Source organism: Desulfosediminicola sp. (assembly GCF_048381775.1).
GTDB classification, from domain to species: Bacteria; Desulfobacterota; Desulfobulbia; order Desulfobulbales; family Desulfocapsaceae; genus Desulfopila; species Desulfopila ganghwensis.
Map to the genome: position 1 here is coordinate 135,567 of NZ_JBLXGE010000007.1, position 17,694 is coordinate 153,260.

The window sequence follows — 17,694 nt, forward strand, 5'->3', positions numbered from 1 at the left end:
AACACCTCACTACAGCTTTAATCACAGAACCCTAGGTACTTCAGTGGCTCGAAACCATAACACCATGATGAGTGAATATATGGGTGAAGAAAACTGGAAGTACACCCCGCGCTCCCGGCAGCTATGCCTGACGCATTTCTTACTCGAAAGGAATTGGTGTAAAACCAGCCTTGTCATCTTTAAGATTCAAAGCATTAATAAGGCTCCCCAGGCTGGACTCAAGTTTCGTAAGTTGCTCTTCGCCCAGTTGATCCAGAGCTTCACTCAACTTGCCCTGAGGTGGCGACGGGGCCATGGTCAGAAGCTCTTTGCCGGCTTCAGTGACCGAAAGATGCACCGAGCGCTGATCGGTTTTGCTGCGATCACGCGCAATCAGGTTTTTACGCTCCAGCTTGTCCAGCATATTTGAACAGGTAGAGGCATGGATAGAGAGCAGAGTGGCGAGTTGGGAGACCTTTAAACCTGGTGTCTGAGCGACTTCATAAAGCATCCATAACTGCGCACTACTGAGGCCGCATGCCTTCTCTACAGTTTTTGAATGCGCCTGCATCGCCTTGAACAGAATGCGAAGTTGCTGCGTAACAGCATGCGATCGCGAATTTTTTTCAAACATACTTCCTCCAGATTAAGTGCCCCACAAAACCAGCCTCATACTCCCGCCACTCCAGATATAATGAATTTACAGACCGAATTTGCAACATGTAAGATTCTACTCGGCTACTGCGCACAGCAATTTTCCCGGCGAGCCAGGCGGACTCGCCGGGAGATAACATTAGTTGGCTACCTTGCGAGCCTCAGTCAACCAAGCATTCCATTTATCGGTATTTTTGGCTATCCACTCATCAACATGGCGTTCAATATCTTTCTTACTTTTTTCACCATCGTTCATGCGGGTGTTCTGCTCGTTAATATCTGAAAGCGGTAGTGTAAATACTTCAAAAAATCGCTTTGCGACAGGATTTTTTTCGAGAAATTTCTTATTGGCAACAATTTGAATGTCTGCAACCACAAATCCCAGCTTGGTCGGGTCAGAAACAGCACCCTCGACACCACTCACAGTCATCCGATCCAGTGCCGGAACCTGCCCTGGGGTAGGATTGATTTCCGGGACATTTATCCATACCACATCCTTGCCTGGCTTCATCTTGAAAATAGTCCAGTTTGGAGCCCAGGTATAAAAGAAAATAGGTTCGCCACTCATGTGTGCAGCAATCGCGGAGGCCATGGATGCCTCGTAGGAAGCTTTGATCGGATTGATATCATCTTCAAGGCCATATACTTCCATATGGTGTGTAATTACCTTCTCACAGCCCCAGCCTGGAGGACAGGCGGTGAGATCCGCTTTGCCGTCTCTGTTCTTGTCAAACGCCTTTTTAACCTCATCACGCTTAAAATCATCCAGCGACTTGATATCGTATTGATCTGCATATTTCTTGGACACAAGGTAGCCCTGCAAACCACCTGCTTTCACGACATATCCAACTTTTTCCGCCTTATCGTAAAAGTCTTTCGGCAACTGATCATTATGGATAGGAAACCAGCCATTGGTCCAGTAATCGACATCGCCAAGGGCAACCGATTTGTAAAAAATAGGATTTTGCAGGTCTTTCGGTGACTTCACCTTAAAGCCCAGCTCTTCAAGTCCCCGGCGCACTAATGCCTCCTGAAAGAAACCGGTATTCCAGGTAGCACGAGCCGGATTTACGGTCACACCCTTGCCCGGCTTCATATTCTCTGCCTGGACACAAGCCATTGAACCGAATGTCAATGTTGCTACCGTTGCAGCTATACATATTTTTTTCAACATGATTACTCCTCCATTCCTTATTTTTTCGGATTTCCCAAAGATTGGGTAATTCTATCCAACACGATCGCCACCAGAACAATGGACAGGCCGCCAATAGTCGCCAAACCAATATCGAGGGTGTTCAACCCCTGTACAACAGGTGCCCCAAGGCCTCCTGCTCCAATAAGCGCTGCAATCACAACCATGGAAAGAGCCATCATGATTGTCTGATTCAGGCCGGCCATAATAGTTGGCATTGCCAAGGGGATCTGAACTCTGGTCAAGACCTGCCAGCCGGTTGCGCCAAACGCGAGCGCCGCCTCCACCAACTCGGGGTGAACCTGGCGAATACCCAGGCTGGTCAAACGGATAATAGGTGGCAAAGCGAAAACAATAGTGGCTAATACACCAGCCACATTACCGATGGAAAACAGCATGACGATGGGCACCAGATAAACAAAAGCCGGTGTAGTCTGCATGGCATCGAGCATCGGCCTGAGCAATGACTCGAACCGGTCACTTCGTCCGGCCCATATTCCCAGGGGTATTCCAACCAAGGTGCAAAACACCACAGACGAAAAGACCATGGCCAGGGTCACCACTGTCTCTTCCCATAGGCCAAGGAGACCGATAAAAACAAAAGTTGCTACAGTGCCAATTGCCAGTCGGATAGAGGTCGTTCTCCAGGCGATTATTGCCATAATCGCTATAATTACCAGAGGCGGCACTGCCAGCAGGCCATTCTCCATACCTGACAGGGTAATTTCGACCGGCCATTTGATTATCTGAAAGAACCATCGATACCCTTCTACCAGCCAGTCTATGAAACTCGTAATCCAATCATCCAGAGGGATCACTTGATCTTCAAAAGTAAACATCTTCATCTCCTGCGGAATTAACTCTATGCCTGCACGTTGCCCTGCTGCTCGAAATGGTCTCCGTTTTCAGCCCTGTACAGGGTACGGAGAAAGCGGTTTTTGGAAACCACTCCACGGTACACATTTTCTTCAGTAATCACTGGGATTGGCCATGAATGCGAAGCAACTTTCACCAGTATGTCCTGGAGGTAATCGCTCTCGACGACCGCTTCGGCATCTGCGATAAACGCATCCTCAACCTTCTTCGAGTTCCCCTTCTCAAGAAGTCCTCTTAATGAATCAGTTGAAACCACACCATAGAAGCGACGTTCGGAATTCAACACATAGGCAAACTCACGGTCCTGGTTGTTGAGCATCTCCAGAATTGCCCTGGGACTGCCTTGCGGTGTATGCCAGATTACAGTGGGCATATTATCCCGAACAATATCCCCGGCCGATATAACCCCAGTCGGGTCAACTCCCCGGAAGAACGCCCGGACATAATCATCTGCAGGGTTCTGCAAAATCTCTTCAGGTGTTCCAACCTGAACAACCCGGCCACCTTCCATGATAGCAATGCGATCACCAATGCGTAACGCCTCATCGAGATCATGGGAGATAAAAATGATAGTTCTTTCGTGCCGGTCCTGAAGTTTCAGCAATTCATCCTGCATCTCGGTACGAATCAAGGGGTCAAGAGCAGAAAATGCCTCATCCATGAGCAAAATATCAGGATCAACTGCCAAACCACGGGCTAATCCAACCCTTTGCTGCATGCCACCGCTCAACTCATTTGGATAGGCATTGGCCCAATCTTCCAGACCAACCTGCTTTAAGGCATCGAGGGAACGTTCCTCGCGCTTATCCTTATCAATGCCGTCAAGTTCAAGACCAAAAGCCACGTTGTCCATTACAGTCAGATGGGGCATAAGAGCAAAAGACTGGAAGACCATGCTGGTCTTGGCACGTCGAAACTTGACCAGCTCCTGCTTGTTCATCTTCAAAACATCTTCACCATCCACCAACACCTCACCGGCAGTGGGTTCAATGAGCCTGTTCAGCATGCGAACCAATGTGGATTTCCCGGAACCGGAGAGTCCCATAACCACAAATATTTCACCTTGCTCTACGGCGAAGCTGGCATCCTGAACTCCTACAGTAAGCCCAGTCTGCTCATAAATTTCTTCTTTGGTTCGACCCTGGCCCAACAACTTCATCCCTTTCTGCGGGTCAGGACCAAATACTTTATACAGACCCCGTACCTCTACCTTGATCATACTTCACACTCCTAGTCCCTGTAAGAATCTCAGCGGCAACCACAAACCAACTGCGAACCGCTCTACCTGCTCCATCCAGGTACACTCAGCTCTTCCCTGAATCTAAACAATCTCAATAACATAGCCATCAGAACGTTAGGGAAAGGCTTTCTGTACAACATTTAATTGCTCGCAATATATTTTTATACAAAATTATTTGTGACAAACTATATTGCACAATATATTTTGTCAACAACTATTTTGTCGGCAAACCATATCAGAAAATACGAATACTTATATAAATCCAAATACATACAGAAGTCTTTCTGTCGCTGCCACCTGGCTTCGCTGCTGTGCCTTCTGCGCCAATACAAAACGATTACCAACATTCCAGCAGAGGCATACCTGCTGCCCGCCTGTTACGTATCCGCCATAATGTCGATAGCAACTGTTTGATATTTCATCCCTCACATTGAGTTTCAGGCATAAGGTGATAAAATGAAATTGAATTCCCGATGAGTTGATTCAATTCACACCACAAATAACAATTCAAAATCCGGTTACCCATACGAATCCCTGGTGCTGAAAACGATACTTATACTAATTGCAGCAACACTCCTTCTATCGGTTATGGCGACATCACTTACCGCACAGGAACAGGTAACTTTGCAACCCCATTACCGAACCATCACCCTGACAGGTTTCACCTACCCCAGAAAGGAGTTGACTATCAGCAGTGAGGTTAACGGAAAATGTGAGGCTGTATATGCCGATGTCGGTGAGAAAATTCCGGATAATGGGGTATTTGCCAGGATAGATACGACCTTCATCAGACTGGATATCGAAGCCAACAAAGTGAATCAGGAACGTGCCGAACGACAACTGGCCCAGGAAGAAAAGACCCTGGCCCGCTTCACAAGCTTACGCAGAAAAGAGTCTGCCCCGCAGGCGCAACTCGACGAAGCAGAACTTGCTGCAGACCTGAACAAACTTGAAATCAGGAAGTTACAAAATGAAGCACGGCGGCTGGAGGAAAAGCTCGTCCGTCATACCATCACCGCCCCACCAGGTTGGTTGCTGATAGAACGGTTCATAGAGCCGGGTGAATTAATACAGGAAAGCAAACCGGTAGCCAGGCTCGGTGACTTCCGCCAGCTTCTGGTTCCGCTGGCTGTAAGTTATGGTGAATTACAGGCTATTGAGGCAGCAAGCCGCCTTCAGGTTGAGCTGCCCGACATTGCCCTGACTCTGCCGGCCACAATCTACCGTACCTCACCTGTTTTCGATGCCGCCACCAGGAAAATCCACGTCGACTTACTGATCGATGCCATTCGCCATACACCTGACCAAAACATTCAGGAATCTTTACGGGGCGGCATGCGCGCCCATTTCAGCTTTAAAAGTTTCGAAGCAAACAACCGTTTCAGCATCCCTGCCACCGCACTCATCAACCGCTACGAGGCGCAATGGCTTATGAAACCCGATGGCAGCACCACACAGGTCATCCTGCTCGGCACGGAAAACAACGGCCTGACTGCGATCATTTCCGGAGAAAACCTGGAAGCCGGCCAGAACTATCTGGCAATCCCTGAAAATGCGGCTGGCTCTCAGTAGAGACCAGGTGATTTTCGTTTTTCGCCGTGAATTAGGCATTTTCCTGCGGTAAAGCCTGTTCGTAAATTATGCAAAACCTTGTCCGATTCACCCTCAGGCAGAAAGTTGTTCTCAATCTGCTCTTTGTGCTGCTTATTGTTATCGGGGCATTCGTGTTGCTGCGCATGCCTGCCGAGCGTTACCCGAATATCGAATTTGGCAAGATGTACATCAACACGTTCCTCCCTGGCGCCTCTCCTGAAGATGTAGAAAAACTCATCACCAATGAAATCGAAGAGGCCCTGGAGAATGTCGAGGATCTCGATTACATCCAGTCCGTTTCCTACCGGGAACGTTCAAACGTGGTGATTAAGTTCGTCGATGACAGCGATTACCGAAGGCGCTTTGACAGCGTGCGACTGGAGGTACTGTCAATACTGGAAGATCTGCCTGCTTTACCGGAACCTCCTGTTTTCAATTTTCTCGATGTGAACGACTGGTTTCCCACTATAAGCGTCAATATCTCAGGCAAGCACTCAAACACCACCCTCTCCCTGGTGGCCGAGGAACTGAAAATCCCGCTGGCACAGATCAAAGGAGTAAAGGAAGTCAAGTTGACCGGCGATTTTACCCGTGAATTCCATATACTGCTGTCGCCAACCAAGATGCGGCGTTTTGGCCTTACTTTCAACGAAGTTGCCAGATCGTTGGAACTGGCCAATATCAATCTTCCTGCCGGTCACGCAAAAACCGAATATGGTGAATTTATCGTGCGGGTCGATGAACAATTCAGGACACGTGACGATATCTTCACCGCCATTATCCGAACCGACAGTGACGGCTCCTTTATTCGCATTGGTGATGTCGCCGACCAAGGCTACTTCAGCTACCGCGATCCCTTCATCATCGCCTCGGTTAACGGTGTCGAGTGTGTTACCCTGCAGATCATCAAGGAAGACCGCGGCAATGCCCTGTTTATAGCGCGCGATGTTCGTGATATTGTCAAAAAGCTTAATACGACCTATAGGGCAGAAAAGATAATCCTCACGGTCACGCAGGATTCCAGTAGTAAAATCAAGGATTCAATCAGGGTACTTGGAGTAAACCTGCTGCTTGGTGTGGCACTGGTGTTTCTTATCATCTGGCAGTTTATGGGGATGCGCAACGGAATACTCACCACCATTGGCATCCCCTTTGCTTTCGTCGTTACCATGGTGTTCATGTACCTCACAGGCAACTCAATCAACGAGGTATCGCTCTTCGCCTTTGTGCTGGTCTCCGGCATCATTGTCGACGACGCCATTGTCGTGGTGGAAAATATCTACCGACATGTGCAGCTCGGTAAAGACGTGGTTGAGGCCATCACCATCGGCACTTCCGAGGTTTTTCTCCCGGTAGTGTCCGCCACCCTCACCACTGGTGTCGCCTTTTTGCCAATGTTGATCATGACCGGCATGGTTGGCGATTTTTTCGCCATCATCCCGAAAACTATCGTCTTTGCCTTGATTGCCTCACTGCTGGAATGCCTGTTCATTCTCCCCTGTCATTATCTCGATTTTGGACCGCGAAAAGCGCAAAGCTCAAAAAAACCTACGAAATCAGTGACAGAACTGGCCGGTTATCTCGAGAGTGTGCGTGAGGGCCGGACCATGACCGTCATCCGCAGATTCTTCAACTGGCTGATTGAACTGGTTTTACGTCTTCCCTATATCTCGATTACCCTGCTGGCACTTATTTTTGCTGCCGCGCTTGCCATTTTCCACAGTTCCATGACAGGTGCAACCAACATGATACGAATTCAGTTCTTCCCTGATAATTACGCCCTCTACTATGTCGAGGTAACCGCGCCCTCCGGGACACCAATTGGCGAAACGGATGAGTTATTGAAAGAGCTGGCCAAAGCGGTAATGGCTGAAGGAGAGGAAATGCACGAGTCGGCTCTGGGTTTTGCAGGCTTTATCATCAATGAAGACTATTCACCGAGGTATGGAAACAACCTTGGACACCTCGCAGTAACCCTGCCCGACTCCAATAAGCGGCGCTTTACTGATTATCCCGAAAATGACGTGGTGCTCCATCTTGATTATATGCGGGAAAAGTTGGCCGGAATAGTGCCTCTTAATACAACTCTTTCCATCAGGCCTGAAAAAGATGGGCCGCCAGCCGGCAAAGACGTCAATATCAGGGTGCTGGGGACAGACGGAGAAAATGTAGCAACACTCGCAGCCCACCTGCTCGATTTTCTTAAAAACCATAATGATTTTGAGCCATGGCTCCTGGATCTGCAAAACGACCAGGGCGCCAGTGGCCGCGTATTTACCATACGCGTGAACAGAGAACGGGTAGCCGAGTGGGGGCTGCAGATTGCCGAAGTTGCAAGATTAGCCGCCTCGGTACTGAATGGCCGCATCGTTGGCGAGATGAAACTGGCCGAGGAAATCATCGACATCAAGTTAAAAATGGCATTAGGCACCGAGACCAGCCAGATGACGCAGGCTCTGGAGGCATCAATCATAGACCTGCCGGGAGGCACAATTCGATTAAGCGATCTGGCCACACCCGTCTATTCCCTGGAACCTGGTTATCTGAACAGGTTCCAGGCACAACGAGCAATAACTCTGACTGCCAACATCAAACCCGGCGCACCGATCTCCGCCGCCATGATCGTAAACAAGGTGCAGGACTATTATCTGCAGATCAGGGAGAACTATCCCGGAGCCAGCCTCAACTTCTCCGGTGAACATGAATCAACCCGGGAATCATTTATCTCACTGACCTACGCTTTCGGTATAGCCATCCTGCTAATTTACCTGATACTTTCGGCCCAGTTCCATTCCTACCTGCAGCCGCTGATCATTGTCTCGGCTGTGGTATTTGCTCTGATCGGAGTTATCTACGGCACCCTTTTTTCCCGTACCCTCTTTACAGTAAACAGCTTTGTGGCAGTGGTCGGGGTCACCGGGGTGGTGGTCAACGATTCACTGGTGCTGGTCGAATTTTTAAACAGTTGCTACCGGAGAGGACAGAACAGACACGAGGCATTGATGCTGGCCACCAATATCCGGCTGCGCCCAATCCTGCTGACAACCCTCACAACCACGCTGGGCTTGTTGCCAATGGCCCTTGGCATCCCGGAATATTCAATCATCTGGGGCAGCATGGCCATGACCTTTGTCACCGGCCTTTGTACCGCCACTTTCCTGACCATCATTATCGTGCCGATACTCTGGGACATCCTGGTACAGCTCGAAAAAACTCCAGGTCATATGCCACCCTTGAGTTCAACAAGCAGCCCGGATACCAGCAGGTAAACCTGCTGGTAAATGACAGGATCACTACTGGCTCGCGGCCCGGCCACATTGAGTGTTTTTATCGAATTTTCAATAAGCCAGGCGACAAGAAGCGACAACGCTTCCGACCCGTTTACCTGTTCAAGGTCAAGATGCAGGCAGGGACTGCCCATTTTTTTTGCTTCCACCAGAGTCAGCAGTGAACCTCCGGTCAGCCCGCCATGGGAGACAATCAGCGTGCCATCGGAATCGATCACGTTCTGCCTGGTGCGTTTTCGATAATCCGGGCTGGTCATCTCCTGAAGTGCGTACTTTTCAGGCAAGGGTCCGTCTTCAGTTTTTCTGCCTTTCGGTAGCCAACCTCCATGGGCAAAGCCATGCTCAATAGCAGCATCCAGGGCGGCGCGGTCTGCTCCAGTCTGTCCACCTGACACAATTTTCTTCAGGATAGGTTTCATTGATGGCTATTGCTCCCGGAAGACGAATTTGAATTTTACTCTGCCATGCGGTATAAAAAATAGTGATTTCCCAGCGCCATACACTACAATTTCACAGGGCGGGACATTGGTGCTCACAACAGGAAAGCCCCCGAATTATCTGTTTCTTCAGCTTTTTTTATACTACAGCGGTGAACCGATGAAAACGATTATTACCGGCCAAAACGAGGAGCATATAGCCGAGGCTGTACAGCTCTTCACCTCTTCACGTAACGCCATAGCACTCACCGGCGCCGGCATCTCTGTCGGCAGCGGCATTCCCGACTTTCGCAGTGAAGGCGGCCTTTGGTCCATCTACTCACCGGATGAATATGCAACGCTCGATGTCTTCCTGAACAATGCCGAAAAGGCGTGGGAACTGTATCGGGATCTGGGCCGTGTCATCATCGGCAAGAAGCCCAATGCTGCCCACGAAGCCCTGGCTGAATTTGAGCAAAAAAGGATCCTCAACGGAATAATAACTCAGAATATCGACAACCTGCACCAAGTTGCCGGCAACCAATACGTCTTTGAAATTCACGGTGACCACCAGCATCTCCACTGCATCAACTGCGGCTATATCGAGCCGGTTGAAGATCATCATTTCACGATGAAGGAAGTGCCACACTGCCAGGAATGCCAATCACCCCTCAAGCCAAATATCGTTTTGTTTGGAGAACCTGTCAGAAAGTTGGACGAAATCCACATGGTTGTTCAGCACTGTGATCTGCTGTTGGTCATCGGTACCTCCGCCCAGGTCTATCCGGCTGCAGGACTGCCCTCTATGGTTAAGGCAAATGGTGGAGCGATTTTCGAGTTCAATATGGAGCCTGCCCTGGGCCGAGGCATTACTGACTATTTTTTTGAAGGTGACCTCGGCAGCTCATTGCCCGAGTTCAGCAATGCGGTACGGAAAACTCTATAGCCAGGCGTTGATGATGATGCATAGGCAGCTAACCTCAGCAGCTCACCTGCACTAAAACCACCGTCCTCAAAATCGCCGTCCGTCAGGTATTATCCATCTATCACACAGGCTGTTGCTGTTTGTATTCCGGACAGGAGCTGTCTGACCAGCCGGTCATCATTTGCCTCATCACCCCGGAATCGGGTACGCTTCGGCCTGCCCATGTTTTTCCGTCTCTTTCTCAGTCTTTCTTTGCGTTATGCCTGCTGTCCAGATAGACACCAGCAACCATTGCGCACCCCAGCCCAACACTTACAGCTGCAACCATTGCAGTGGTAGGAAGCAGGGTTAATGGCCATATTGTGCACGCTGCATAGGTGACACTACCTAGAAAAACTGCTGAAAGAAGTATATAAAAAAGTCGTAAGATCATGTCTCGTAATAAAGGGCAAAAATCCGAATAGTGCGGCTGCTTGACCAGCCCATAAAAACAGCGGACAACATACAGCACTTCGACCTGTTAACGCAATCCATATCAGGTCCCGCCCCGCGCAATCCCCTGCAAGTATTTGAGACCGAAGAGTATGTGCTCAACAGACACCCAGGGATAAAAATAGAGTCAGTAGTTGCCGCGCTGTCTGGGACAAAAAGGCATCACCAAAATAACAATAATTTTTAACGGAGACTACCATCTCCTTCTCATATCAATTTAAAATCATATTATTTTTGGTCATAAGCCGGGGCTGCCGCTGCCAATTTCTGTCATCTTCCTTTTAGCACTTTCTACAGAGGCTAAAATTCCTTATTATGAAAGAACAGCCCCGATCGCAGCTTCGAGGCCACGGGCATAATTGATTTTTCAAGCAGAGAATTTTAATCAGGTGCAACAACGGCGCCGGAAGCAACGCTCTAACGCAGGAGGTGTCCATGTCTAATGAAATTGAAAACAGGGTTCGTATTCTTGAAGAAAAACATGAATATCAGGATCGCACCGTTGAAGAGTTAAACCAGGTTGTAATCGACCAACAGGCACAACTGACTGAATTTAAGCTGGAGTTGGCCAAACTACGTGAGGATGTGATGTCGGCCAATATCGATACCGAAGACATCAGTGATGTGCCACCACACTATTAATTGAGGAGGTGGGTTTATTTTTCGGCAAGTGGTTGATAACAGGAAGCGACACAGGGCGACTGGAGTAATCCTGCCGCCCTGTGCTTTTTTCAGGCATCTTTCAAGCCGAATTTCTCAAAATGAACCCGGTCATAGAGCAGAGAATCTTTCGGATGCCCCGGCTTCTCCTCCCGGCCATAGCCAATAGCAACTATCGCCTCGACTTTCATGCCGTCCGGCAGACTCAGCAGCTCTGCAACCTGATCGGTGGCCATCCTGCCATCTTCAAAACCGCGCAGCCTGATCTGCACCCAGCAGCTGCCCAGGCCCATATCTGTAGCGGCCAGATGGAGCAAAAGAGATGCGATGGAGGAATCTTCTACCCAGACATCACATTTTTCGGGATCTGCACAAACCACGATAGCGAGTGGTGCATTCTTCATAAAGCTGGCGCCGTGTGGTTTAACCTTCGACAGTGCTTCTATCATCTCTTTATCCTGAACCACTACAAACTCCCATGGGTTCAGACTGCGGGAAGAAGGTGAACGCAACATCGATTCGATCAGATAATCGATTTTCTCCTGTTCCACCGGCCTATTCTCAAATTGGCGGATTGATCTTCTTTTCTGCAATAACTCTAAAAGCATAACTTTCTCCTGTTACTGAATCTGAATTCTTCGGTCACCAATCCGGATTACGCGCATAATCTGTCGGATACATCTTTTTTAACAAAAAAATCCGTTTCCGACAGAAATCAATTGACCTCTGGTCCGAAAAGATTTAAAGAAGCGGTCTTTTGTTTTGCAACTGCCTTAAAAGCACGAAAAAACCAGTATGTAAATACAACCATCACGTTTAGGTAATACCATGGGCTTTAATTTAAAAGATTACAGATATTCTGTAATTTGGAACCTTTTTCTGCTGACTGCAGGTTCACTTCTCTTTACTCTCGGCATGAACGGCATAGTCATGCACCAGGATTTTATTCCCGGTGGACTTTTCGGATTTTGTCTTTTTATCTTTTATAATACAGACCTGCTTACCCCGGCCATATGGTTCATTCTGCTGAATATCCCGACCCTTATCCTCGGCTGGCTGTATGTGAGTCGTAGATTTGTACTGTATACGATATACGGTGTATCTGTAATTTTTCTCAGTTCACAGTTTATCGAGGTTGACTTCGGTATACACGATCAATTCTTCGCAGCCATCGCCGGCGGATTCGTCGTAGGTGCCGGAACCGGTATTATCTTGAGATCCATCGGTTCATCTGGCGGCCTTGATGTCATAGCTATTCTGCTGTACCGGAAATTCAACTTCGGTGTCGGTAAAACCTATATGGTATTCAACGTGCTGCTCTTTTCTCTGGTTTTGACCCAATATGGTGCCGATATTTTCATTGCTTCGATCATCATGACCTTTGTTGCCTCCAATTCACTCGACTACTTCCTCACGCTCTCCAACCAGAGAAAAATCGTCTATGTGATCAGTGAAAAGTCAGAGCAAATCGGCAAGGATGTAACAGAACGACTCAATCTGCGAGCTACCTTCATCCACGGCAAAGGCGCCTATACAGGAAACGACAAGGACATCCTGATGACCATAACCAATAATCTGATGCTCAAGCGCCTTGAAGAAGCCGTATTCACCGTTGATGAAGATGCACTCTTTATCGTGGAAAACAGCTATGACGTGATAGGTAATAACTTCAATAAGCGAAAGGTTTATTAGCCTGAATATTTCATGAAAATTGCAGCCCGCCTCAACTTGTGAGATCTCCGGGGTCGCCCGCACCACATTCACCTGCATATCCTTACCTTTACACCCGGGTGAGGATATGCTCTACTGTTTCTGAACACACTAGACTTCCAGTTATTTCGATCAACTCAACTCACATCTGTTGCCAAACGCCGCCATGGATCTGCACACCTTTGCTACTTGTCTCGTTGCCGTTACCCTGCTCACTTTAACGCCGGGTCTCGATACCATGTTGATCATTCGCAACAGCGCCAGAGGCGGTTGGCGAGATGGAGCGGTCAGCAGTCTGGGCATCTGCTCGGGTCTTTTCGTTCATGCCACAATTTCCGCACTGGGTATATCGGTCCTTCTGCTGAAAACCGTCTGGGCATTCAATATCCTGAAACTTGCCGGAGCGATTTATCTCCTCTGGCTCGGGTTGACCAGCCTGAAAAGGGCCTCTCGAAGGCACAGGGGATCGATATTTACCAACCAGAGTGTCCAGCAGACTGAGTTCAGCATGTACCGCTCACTGCGGGAAGGTTTTCTCTCCAATGTGCTCAACCCGAAAACCATCATTTTCTACATGGCTTTTCTGCCCCAGTTTATCGACCCGGTCCATAAGCCGCTCGGACAGGCGCTGATAGTTGCTGCCACCCATTTCACCGTGGCCATGATCTACCAGTGCATACTTGCTTCCATGGTTGACCGCGCCCGTGCCTGGCTGCAGCACCCCGCGGTGGGCCGGGTTTTCGACAGCCTCACCGGGTTGGTGATGATTTTTCTGGGCGCACGGCTGGCTCTGGAAAAGGTTTGATCTCTCTCTTTAATTCGGCAAGCTGAGAGGGGCGCGGCTCACTATCAGGGTTACACCCCTGTGTTCAGTGAAATCGACCACTATTCTTCCCTGACTCCAATCGAGGATTTTCTGGATTTTACCGGCTCCGAACATCTTGTGAACCACTGTCAGCCCCACCTTTAGATCTGAAATCCGTAGCGTATGCCCCGGCTTCATGTGCGCGTGGAGATTCAGCAATTCCGTTTCTCTGTCCCTGATTCTCTTCGGCACGAACTTCTGTTTCAGCGCTATGCTATCCACTCCGACAGTTTGCAAATAGTTTTCAGCGACAGTAATATCTGCTGCCTCAAGTGGTTTATCCGGTTCTATGCTGTCTGGATTGTAGAGCCTATCACCCAGTTTTTCACTAAGCCCCATATTCGATTCAAACAGAAAACGGCTGGCGACAAAACGATCTTTGGGAGCTGAACTGCCACCGGATTCTATATTTGCTGAAAGCGAAAGATCCGGCGGGTGAAAAAGCGCCACCTGCTCAATACCCCTGGTTATGGCCACATAGAACAAGCGTCGTTCATCCTCCAGGCTATCCCCGCTGCCTTCGCCCGCCCTGGAGATAAATGGAAACACCCCATCTTCAAGCCCCGGCACCACAACCAGGGGCCACTCCAGACCTTTGGCCCGGTGGATAGAAGTGATCAGCAGCACATCTTCGCCACTGATATTCTGTCGTTGCAGTTCTTGCAAGTGAGCCAGAAAGTCTTCAGCGGAGAGCTTCAGGCCCTGGGCAAAGTCGATAAAAGCCCGGCAGGTTTCGATGCGACTTTCAGCAACCACCTGGCGGGATGAAAACTTGTGGTAAAATTCGTATAGATCAAAGTATTCAACGATCTCCCTGAGCAACAGATCTGCGCGTTTCTCTACCTTTCTCCGCAATAGCCATTGCCAGTCATCCGCAGCCTGCAGGATCTTCTTTTTGACGAAACCTGGCATATCCGCGCTGAGCATCAACAGGATCTGCTCGCCACCTTCCTCGGGGTCGACAGCTATTTTCGCAGCCAATCGCTCAAGCTCTTCCTGGCGGATTCCAAGATGGGGCTGTGAGAGCATGGCCACCAGCAATTCTATCCGGGTTGCCTGTTCTTCAGCTATCAAGGTCCTGGTACAGAGCATCAGATATCCGGTGAGTGCCTGCACTTCCCTGCACTCAAAGACCGGTTCGTGCCCTTCCAACCGATATGGAATGCCAGCCTCCAGCAGTGAGAGCTCAACCGGCACACTCATGCCATACAGCCTTACCAGCACAACCGCTTCACGCAGGCTTCTCCCCTTCCCCTGCCACTGCCCCAAAAGATCCGCCAGCCCCTGACGCTCCTGCTGATTATACAAACCCAGGCGAGTATCATGGTTGCCGGTATGAGACACACAGAATTTACGGTCACGCTTGAGGTTATGGCCGATCAGATGATTGGCAGCCAATGAGAGGTTGTGGCCAAATCTGAACGTATAGGAGAGGGTATAACGGCGTGGAGCCGGGAAATCGTACTGAAACCTGCTGGTAATATATTCCGGTCTGGCGCCACGCCATTCATAGATACATTGATCCACGTCACCAACCGCCATCACCCTTGCCCGGCTACCGCCAATAAACTTCAATAACTGCTGCTGTACCTCGTTGATATCCTGATACTCATCGACAATGATGTGGTCGACACGGTTGGCAACCCACTCTGCAAGTTGTGGATTTTCTTTCAGCGCCATTACCGGTTCGTGGAGCAAATCGTCAAAAAAGCGAATGTTCTGCTTTAAGCGGCCCTCTTCAAAAAAGTCGTATGCCTGCAGGAAATATTGGTATTTTTTGCTTAAGCCCTGTTGTTCATAGCACTCACCAGGCGAAACTATATCCGCCTTGACCAGCTCGATAAACCTCAAAAATTCTTCAAGATCATCCTTAGAGGCCCAGGCATGATTGCCTTTTTCCTCTTTGTAGGCGTGATTGAGAGCCTGTTTGGCCAGTTTTTCTTTTAAGCCGTCATCACTCACCAGCCTTCGCCTGGGCAATGTTCCTTTTCTGGTAAAACTCTCCACCAACCGCAAGCCAAGTGAATGAAAGGTGCGGATCTCAGGCATACCATAGCCTGTGCTCGCCAGAACCCCGGCAAGTTTTCTCACAAAACCGTCCCGGGCCGAACGGTTGAACATGAGTACCATCAGCTCTTTTGGCATGCAACCGCGCTCAAGCAGAACCCGGATATGCTCCACCATGGTGGTGGTTTTTCCCGACCCGGCAACGGCACTGACCAGCGCATGCCCCTGGCTATGCTGGATGATCTGTTGCTGCTCTTCAGTGAGTTGCATGTAATTTCTCAGGAAGTTACGGGATGTCAGGGCAAAAAAAAGGGCCACCCGATAGAGTGACCCTTTCAATGCCATGGTTGGCAGGGTTGTTTGTTACTTTTTGGAAGGTAACGCGTCGGTAATGGAGCCGTCAACAATTTCCGCCGCGAAGGCGAAAGTTTCTGAGAGCGTCGGGTGGGCATGGACGGTCTTGCTGATATCCTCGGCATCAGCCCCCATCTCAAGGGCAAGCACCGCTTCGTGAATCAATTCACCCGCATTCTGCCCGCAGATTGCCGCGCCGATGATACGACCTGTTTCCTTGGAAAAGAGTGCCTTGGTAACACCGGTAGCCGCCCCGGATGCCAGAGCCCTGCCGGATGCACCCCAGGGAAATTTGCCTTTCTGATAGTCGATTTTTTGGGCCTTGGCCTCTTTCTCGGTGAGTCCCATCCAGGCAACCTCCGGGTGGGTGTAGGCCACGCTGGGGATGGTCATCGGATCAAATTCCGCCTTATGCCCGGCAATAACCTCCGCCGCCACCTTGCCTTCGTGGGTCGCCTTGTGGGCAAGCATTGGCTCACCAACCACGTCGCCAATGGCAAAGATGTTTTCAACTGCAGTGCGCTGCTGGTTATCAACACCGACAAAACCACGCTCATTCAGTGCAAGAGCGATATTTTCACGTTCAAAGGTTTCTGTATTCGGTCTTCTGCCAACCGCGACCAGCACGGCGTCATACTCGCCGCTTTCCGGGGCCTTGGCACCCTCGAACCTGGCCTGGATGCCGCTCTCGGCTGCGGTAACTTCAACCACCTTGGTCTTGGTGAAAATCTGGTATTTCTTTTTCAGTTTCTGAAACAGCGGCTGCACCATATCCTTGTCTGCGGGTGGGATGATATGATCAAGCATTTCAACGATGGTAACCTCGGAGCCCAGTGCACTGTAAATCTGCGCCATCTCCATACCGATGATACCGCCACCGATGATCAGAAAACGTTTGGGGACAAATTTAAGAGCTAAAGCATCGCTTGAATCCCAGATGCGCTCATCTTCCGGCAAGCCCGGTATCATGAACGGATGAGATCCGGTGGCGATGATGCAATTGCTAAATGAGATCTCCTTGGCACCTTCCTCACCTGTGACCTGCAAGGTCGTCGTATCTTTAAAACCGCCTTTACCCACAATACGCGTAATCTTTCTGGCCTGACAGAGCTTGTCCAGCCCGCCAGTCAGCTGGTTGATCACCTGCTGTTTATGGTCGCGGAAAGCATCCAGATCAATCTTCGGCGCACCAAAAGAGATTCCATATTCTGCAGCCTGTTCCGCCTCTTCCAGAACCGCCGCTCCATGGAGCAGCGTTTTGGAGGGGATACAGCCGACATTCAAGCATACCCCACCCAATCTGTTCGCCTGCTCTACAAGGCAGACAGCCAACCCCAGGTCAGCAGCACGAAAGGCTGCGGTATACCCTCCGGGCCCGCCCCCCAGAACAACAAGGTCAAACTGCATATCAGCAGACATAATTTCTCCCTAAAAGATATTATCG

The 17,694-nt window shown here is 49.6% G+C and carries 14 protein-coding genes; 6 read left to right on the plus strand and 8 right to left on the minus strand.

Translation table 11 applies throughout. From position 1 onward, the window contains the following. Positions 1 to 139 precede the first annotated feature (139 nt). From ACN5NT_RS13250 to proV, 4 genes are all read right to left on the minus strand, one after another. Complete coding sequence (locus tag ACN5NT_RS13250; RefSeq protein WP_419175729.1) at positions 140 to 613, minus strand: MarR family winged helix-turn-helix transcriptional regulator; 474 nt, start codon at positions 611 to 613, stop codon at positions 140 to 142. 159 nt (positions 614 to 772) lie between these two features. Next, the gene (gene proX / locus ACN5NT_RS13255; RefSeq protein ID WP_419175806.1) at positions 773 to 1,810 is read right to left on the minus strand and encodes a glycine betaine/L-proline ABC transporter substrate-binding protein ProX; all 1,038 of its coding nucleotides are present in this window, start codon (positions 1,808 to 1,810) and stop codon (positions 773 to 775) included. A 14-nt stretch (positions 1,811 to 1,824) separates the two neighbouring features. After that, positions 1,825 to 2,664 carry an ABC transporter permease gene (locus tag ACN5NT_RS13260; protein WP_419175730.1) on the minus strand — a complete coding sequence of 280 codons (840 nt, stop codon included), beginning with the start codon at positions 2,662 to 2,664 and terminating at the stop codon, positions 1,825 to 1,827. 23 nt (positions 2,665 to 2,687) lie between these two features. Further along, positions 2,688 to 3,920: a glycine betaine/L-proline ABC transporter ATP-binding protein ProV gene (proV, locus tag ACN5NT_RS13265; RefSeq protein WP_419175731.1), complete on the minus strand. Its 1,233-nt coding sequence runs from the start codon at positions 3,918 to 3,920 to the stop codon at positions 2,688 to 2,690. A gap of 558 nt (positions 3,921 to 4,478) precedes the next feature. Between proV and ACN5NT_RS13270 the strand changes: the two genes are divergently transcribed. Together ACN5NT_RS13270 and ACN5NT_RS13275 are read left to right on the plus strand one after the other, a co-directional pair. Next, entirely contained in the window at positions 4,479 to 5,513 is a 1,035-nt protein-coding gene (locus tag ACN5NT_RS13270; protein WP_419175732.1) for an efflux RND transporter periplasmic adaptor subunit, read from the plus strand. A 68-nt stretch (positions 5,514 to 5,581) separates the two neighbouring features. Beyond that, positions 5,582 to 8,803: an efflux RND transporter permease subunit gene (locus ACN5NT_RS13275; protein WP_419175733.1), complete on the plus strand. Its 3,222-nt coding sequence runs from the start codon at positions 5,582 to 5,584 to the stop codon at positions 8,801 to 8,803. Here the strand turns inward: ACN5NT_RS13275 and ACN5NT_RS13280 are convergent. Then, the gene (locus tag ACN5NT_RS13280; protein WP_419175734.1) at positions 8,755 to 9,240 is read right to left on the minus strand and encodes a putative molybdenum carrier protein; all 486 of its coding nucleotides are present in this window, start codon (positions 9,238 to 9,240) and stop codon (positions 8,755 to 8,757) included. The genes ACN5NT_RS13275 and ACN5NT_RS13280 overlap by 49 nt on opposite strands. Before the next feature lie 178 nt (positions 9,241 to 9,418). On the opposite strand from ACN5NT_RS13280, the gene ACN5NT_RS13285 reads away from it, so the two are divergent. Beyond that, complete coding sequence (locus ACN5NT_RS13285) at positions 9,419 to 10,183, plus strand: SIR2 family NAD-dependent protein deacylase (RefSeq protein ID WP_136795661.1); 765 nt, start codon at positions 9,419 to 9,421, stop codon at positions 10,181 to 10,183. A gap of 906 nt (positions 10,184 to 11,089) precedes the next feature. Next, on the plus strand, positions 11,090 to 11,296 hold the full coding sequence (locus tag ACN5NT_RS13290; protein ID WP_136795662.1) for a SlyX family protein: 207 nt from the start codon (positions 11,090 to 11,092) through the stop codon (positions 11,294 to 11,296). An 89-nt stretch (positions 11,297 to 11,385) separates the two neighbouring features. Here the strand turns inward: ACN5NT_RS13290 and ACN5NT_RS13295 are convergent, their stop codons facing one another. Then, positions 11,386 to 11,922: a nitroreductase family protein gene (locus tag ACN5NT_RS13295; RefSeq protein ID WP_136795663.1), complete on the minus strand. Its 537-nt coding sequence runs from the start codon at positions 11,920 to 11,922 to the stop codon at positions 11,386 to 11,388. Positions 11,923 to 12,142: 220 nt separating this feature from the next. On the opposite strand from ACN5NT_RS13295, the gene ACN5NT_RS13300 reads away from it, so the two are divergent. After that, a complete protein-coding gene (locus ACN5NT_RS13300) occupies positions 12,143 to 13,006 on the plus strand; it encodes a YitT family protein (protein WP_136795664.1) in 864 nt (287 codons plus the stop codon). A 184-nt stretch (positions 13,007 to 13,190) separates the two neighbouring features. After that, entirely contained in the window at positions 13,191 to 13,829 is a 639-nt protein-coding gene (locus tag ACN5NT_RS13305; RefSeq protein ID WP_136795665.1) for a LysE family translocator, read from the plus strand. A 9-nt stretch (positions 13,830 to 13,838) separates the two neighbouring features. On the opposite strand, the gene ACN5NT_RS13310 is transcribed toward ACN5NT_RS13305, so the two are convergent. Continuing rightward, positions 13,839 to 16,166, minus strand: coding sequence for an ATP-dependent helicase (locus tag ACN5NT_RS13310; protein ID WP_419175735.1), 2,328 nt, complete (start codon positions 16,164 to 16,166; stop codon positions 13,839 to 13,841). A 93-nt stretch (positions 16,167 to 16,259) separates the two neighbouring features. Next, a complete protein-coding gene (lpdA, locus tag ACN5NT_RS13315; protein ID WP_419175736.1) occupies positions 16,260 to 17,669 on the minus strand; it encodes a dihydrolipoyl dehydrogenase in 1,410 nt (469 codons plus the stop codon). Positions 17,670 to 17,694 lie beyond the last annotated feature (25 nt).

Excerpts from the sequence above, each read along its gene's own strand:
- ACN5NT_RS13250 (WP_419175729.1), bottom strand. The coding sequence starts at position 613 with ATGTTTGAAAAAAATTCGCGATCGCATGCTGTTACGCAGCAACTTCGC.
- ACN5NT_RS13260 (WP_419175730.1), bottom strand. The coding sequence starts at position 2,664 with ATGTTTACTTTTGAAGATCAAGTGATCCCTCTGGATGATTGGATTACG.
- proV (WP_419175731.1), bottom strand. The coding sequence starts at position 3,920 with ATGATCAAGGTAGAGGTACGGGGTCTGTATAAAGTATTTGGTCCTGAC.
- ACN5NT_RS13275 (WP_419175733.1), top strand. The coding sequence starts at position 5,582 with ATGCAAAACCTTGTCCGATTCACCCTCAGGCAGAAAGTTGTTCTCAAT.
- ACN5NT_RS13280 (WP_419175734.1), bottom strand. The coding sequence starts at position 9,240 with ATGAAACCTATCCTGAAGAAAATTGTGTCAGGTGGACAGACTGGAGCA.
- ACN5NT_RS13285 (WP_136795661.1), top strand. The coding sequence starts at position 9,419 with ATGAAAACGATTATTACCGGCCAAAACGAGGAGCATATAGCCGAGGCT.
- ACN5NT_RS13290 (WP_136795662.1), top strand. The coding sequence starts at position 11,090 with ATGTCTAATGAAATTGAAAACAGGGTTCGTATTCTTGAAGAAAAACAT.
- ACN5NT_RS13295 (WP_136795663.1), bottom strand. The coding sequence starts at position 11,922 with ATGCTTTTAGAGTTATTGCAGAAAAGAAGATCAATCCGCCAATTTGAG.
- ACN5NT_RS13300 (WP_136795664.1), top strand. The coding sequence starts at position 12,143 with ATGGGCTTTAATTTAAAAGATTACAGATATTCTGTAATTTGGAACCTT.
- ACN5NT_RS13305 (WP_136795665.1), top strand. The coding sequence starts at position 13,191 with ATGGATCTGCACACCTTTGCTACTTGTCTCGTTGCCGTTACCCTGCTC.
- ACN5NT_RS13310 (WP_419175735.1), bottom strand. The coding sequence starts at position 16,166 with ATGCAACTCACTGAAGAGCAGCAACAGATCATCCAGCATAGCCAGGGG.
- lpdA (WP_419175736.1), bottom strand. The coding sequence starts at position 17,669 with ATGTCTGCTGATATGCAGTTTGACCTTGTTGTTCTGGGGGGCGGGCCC.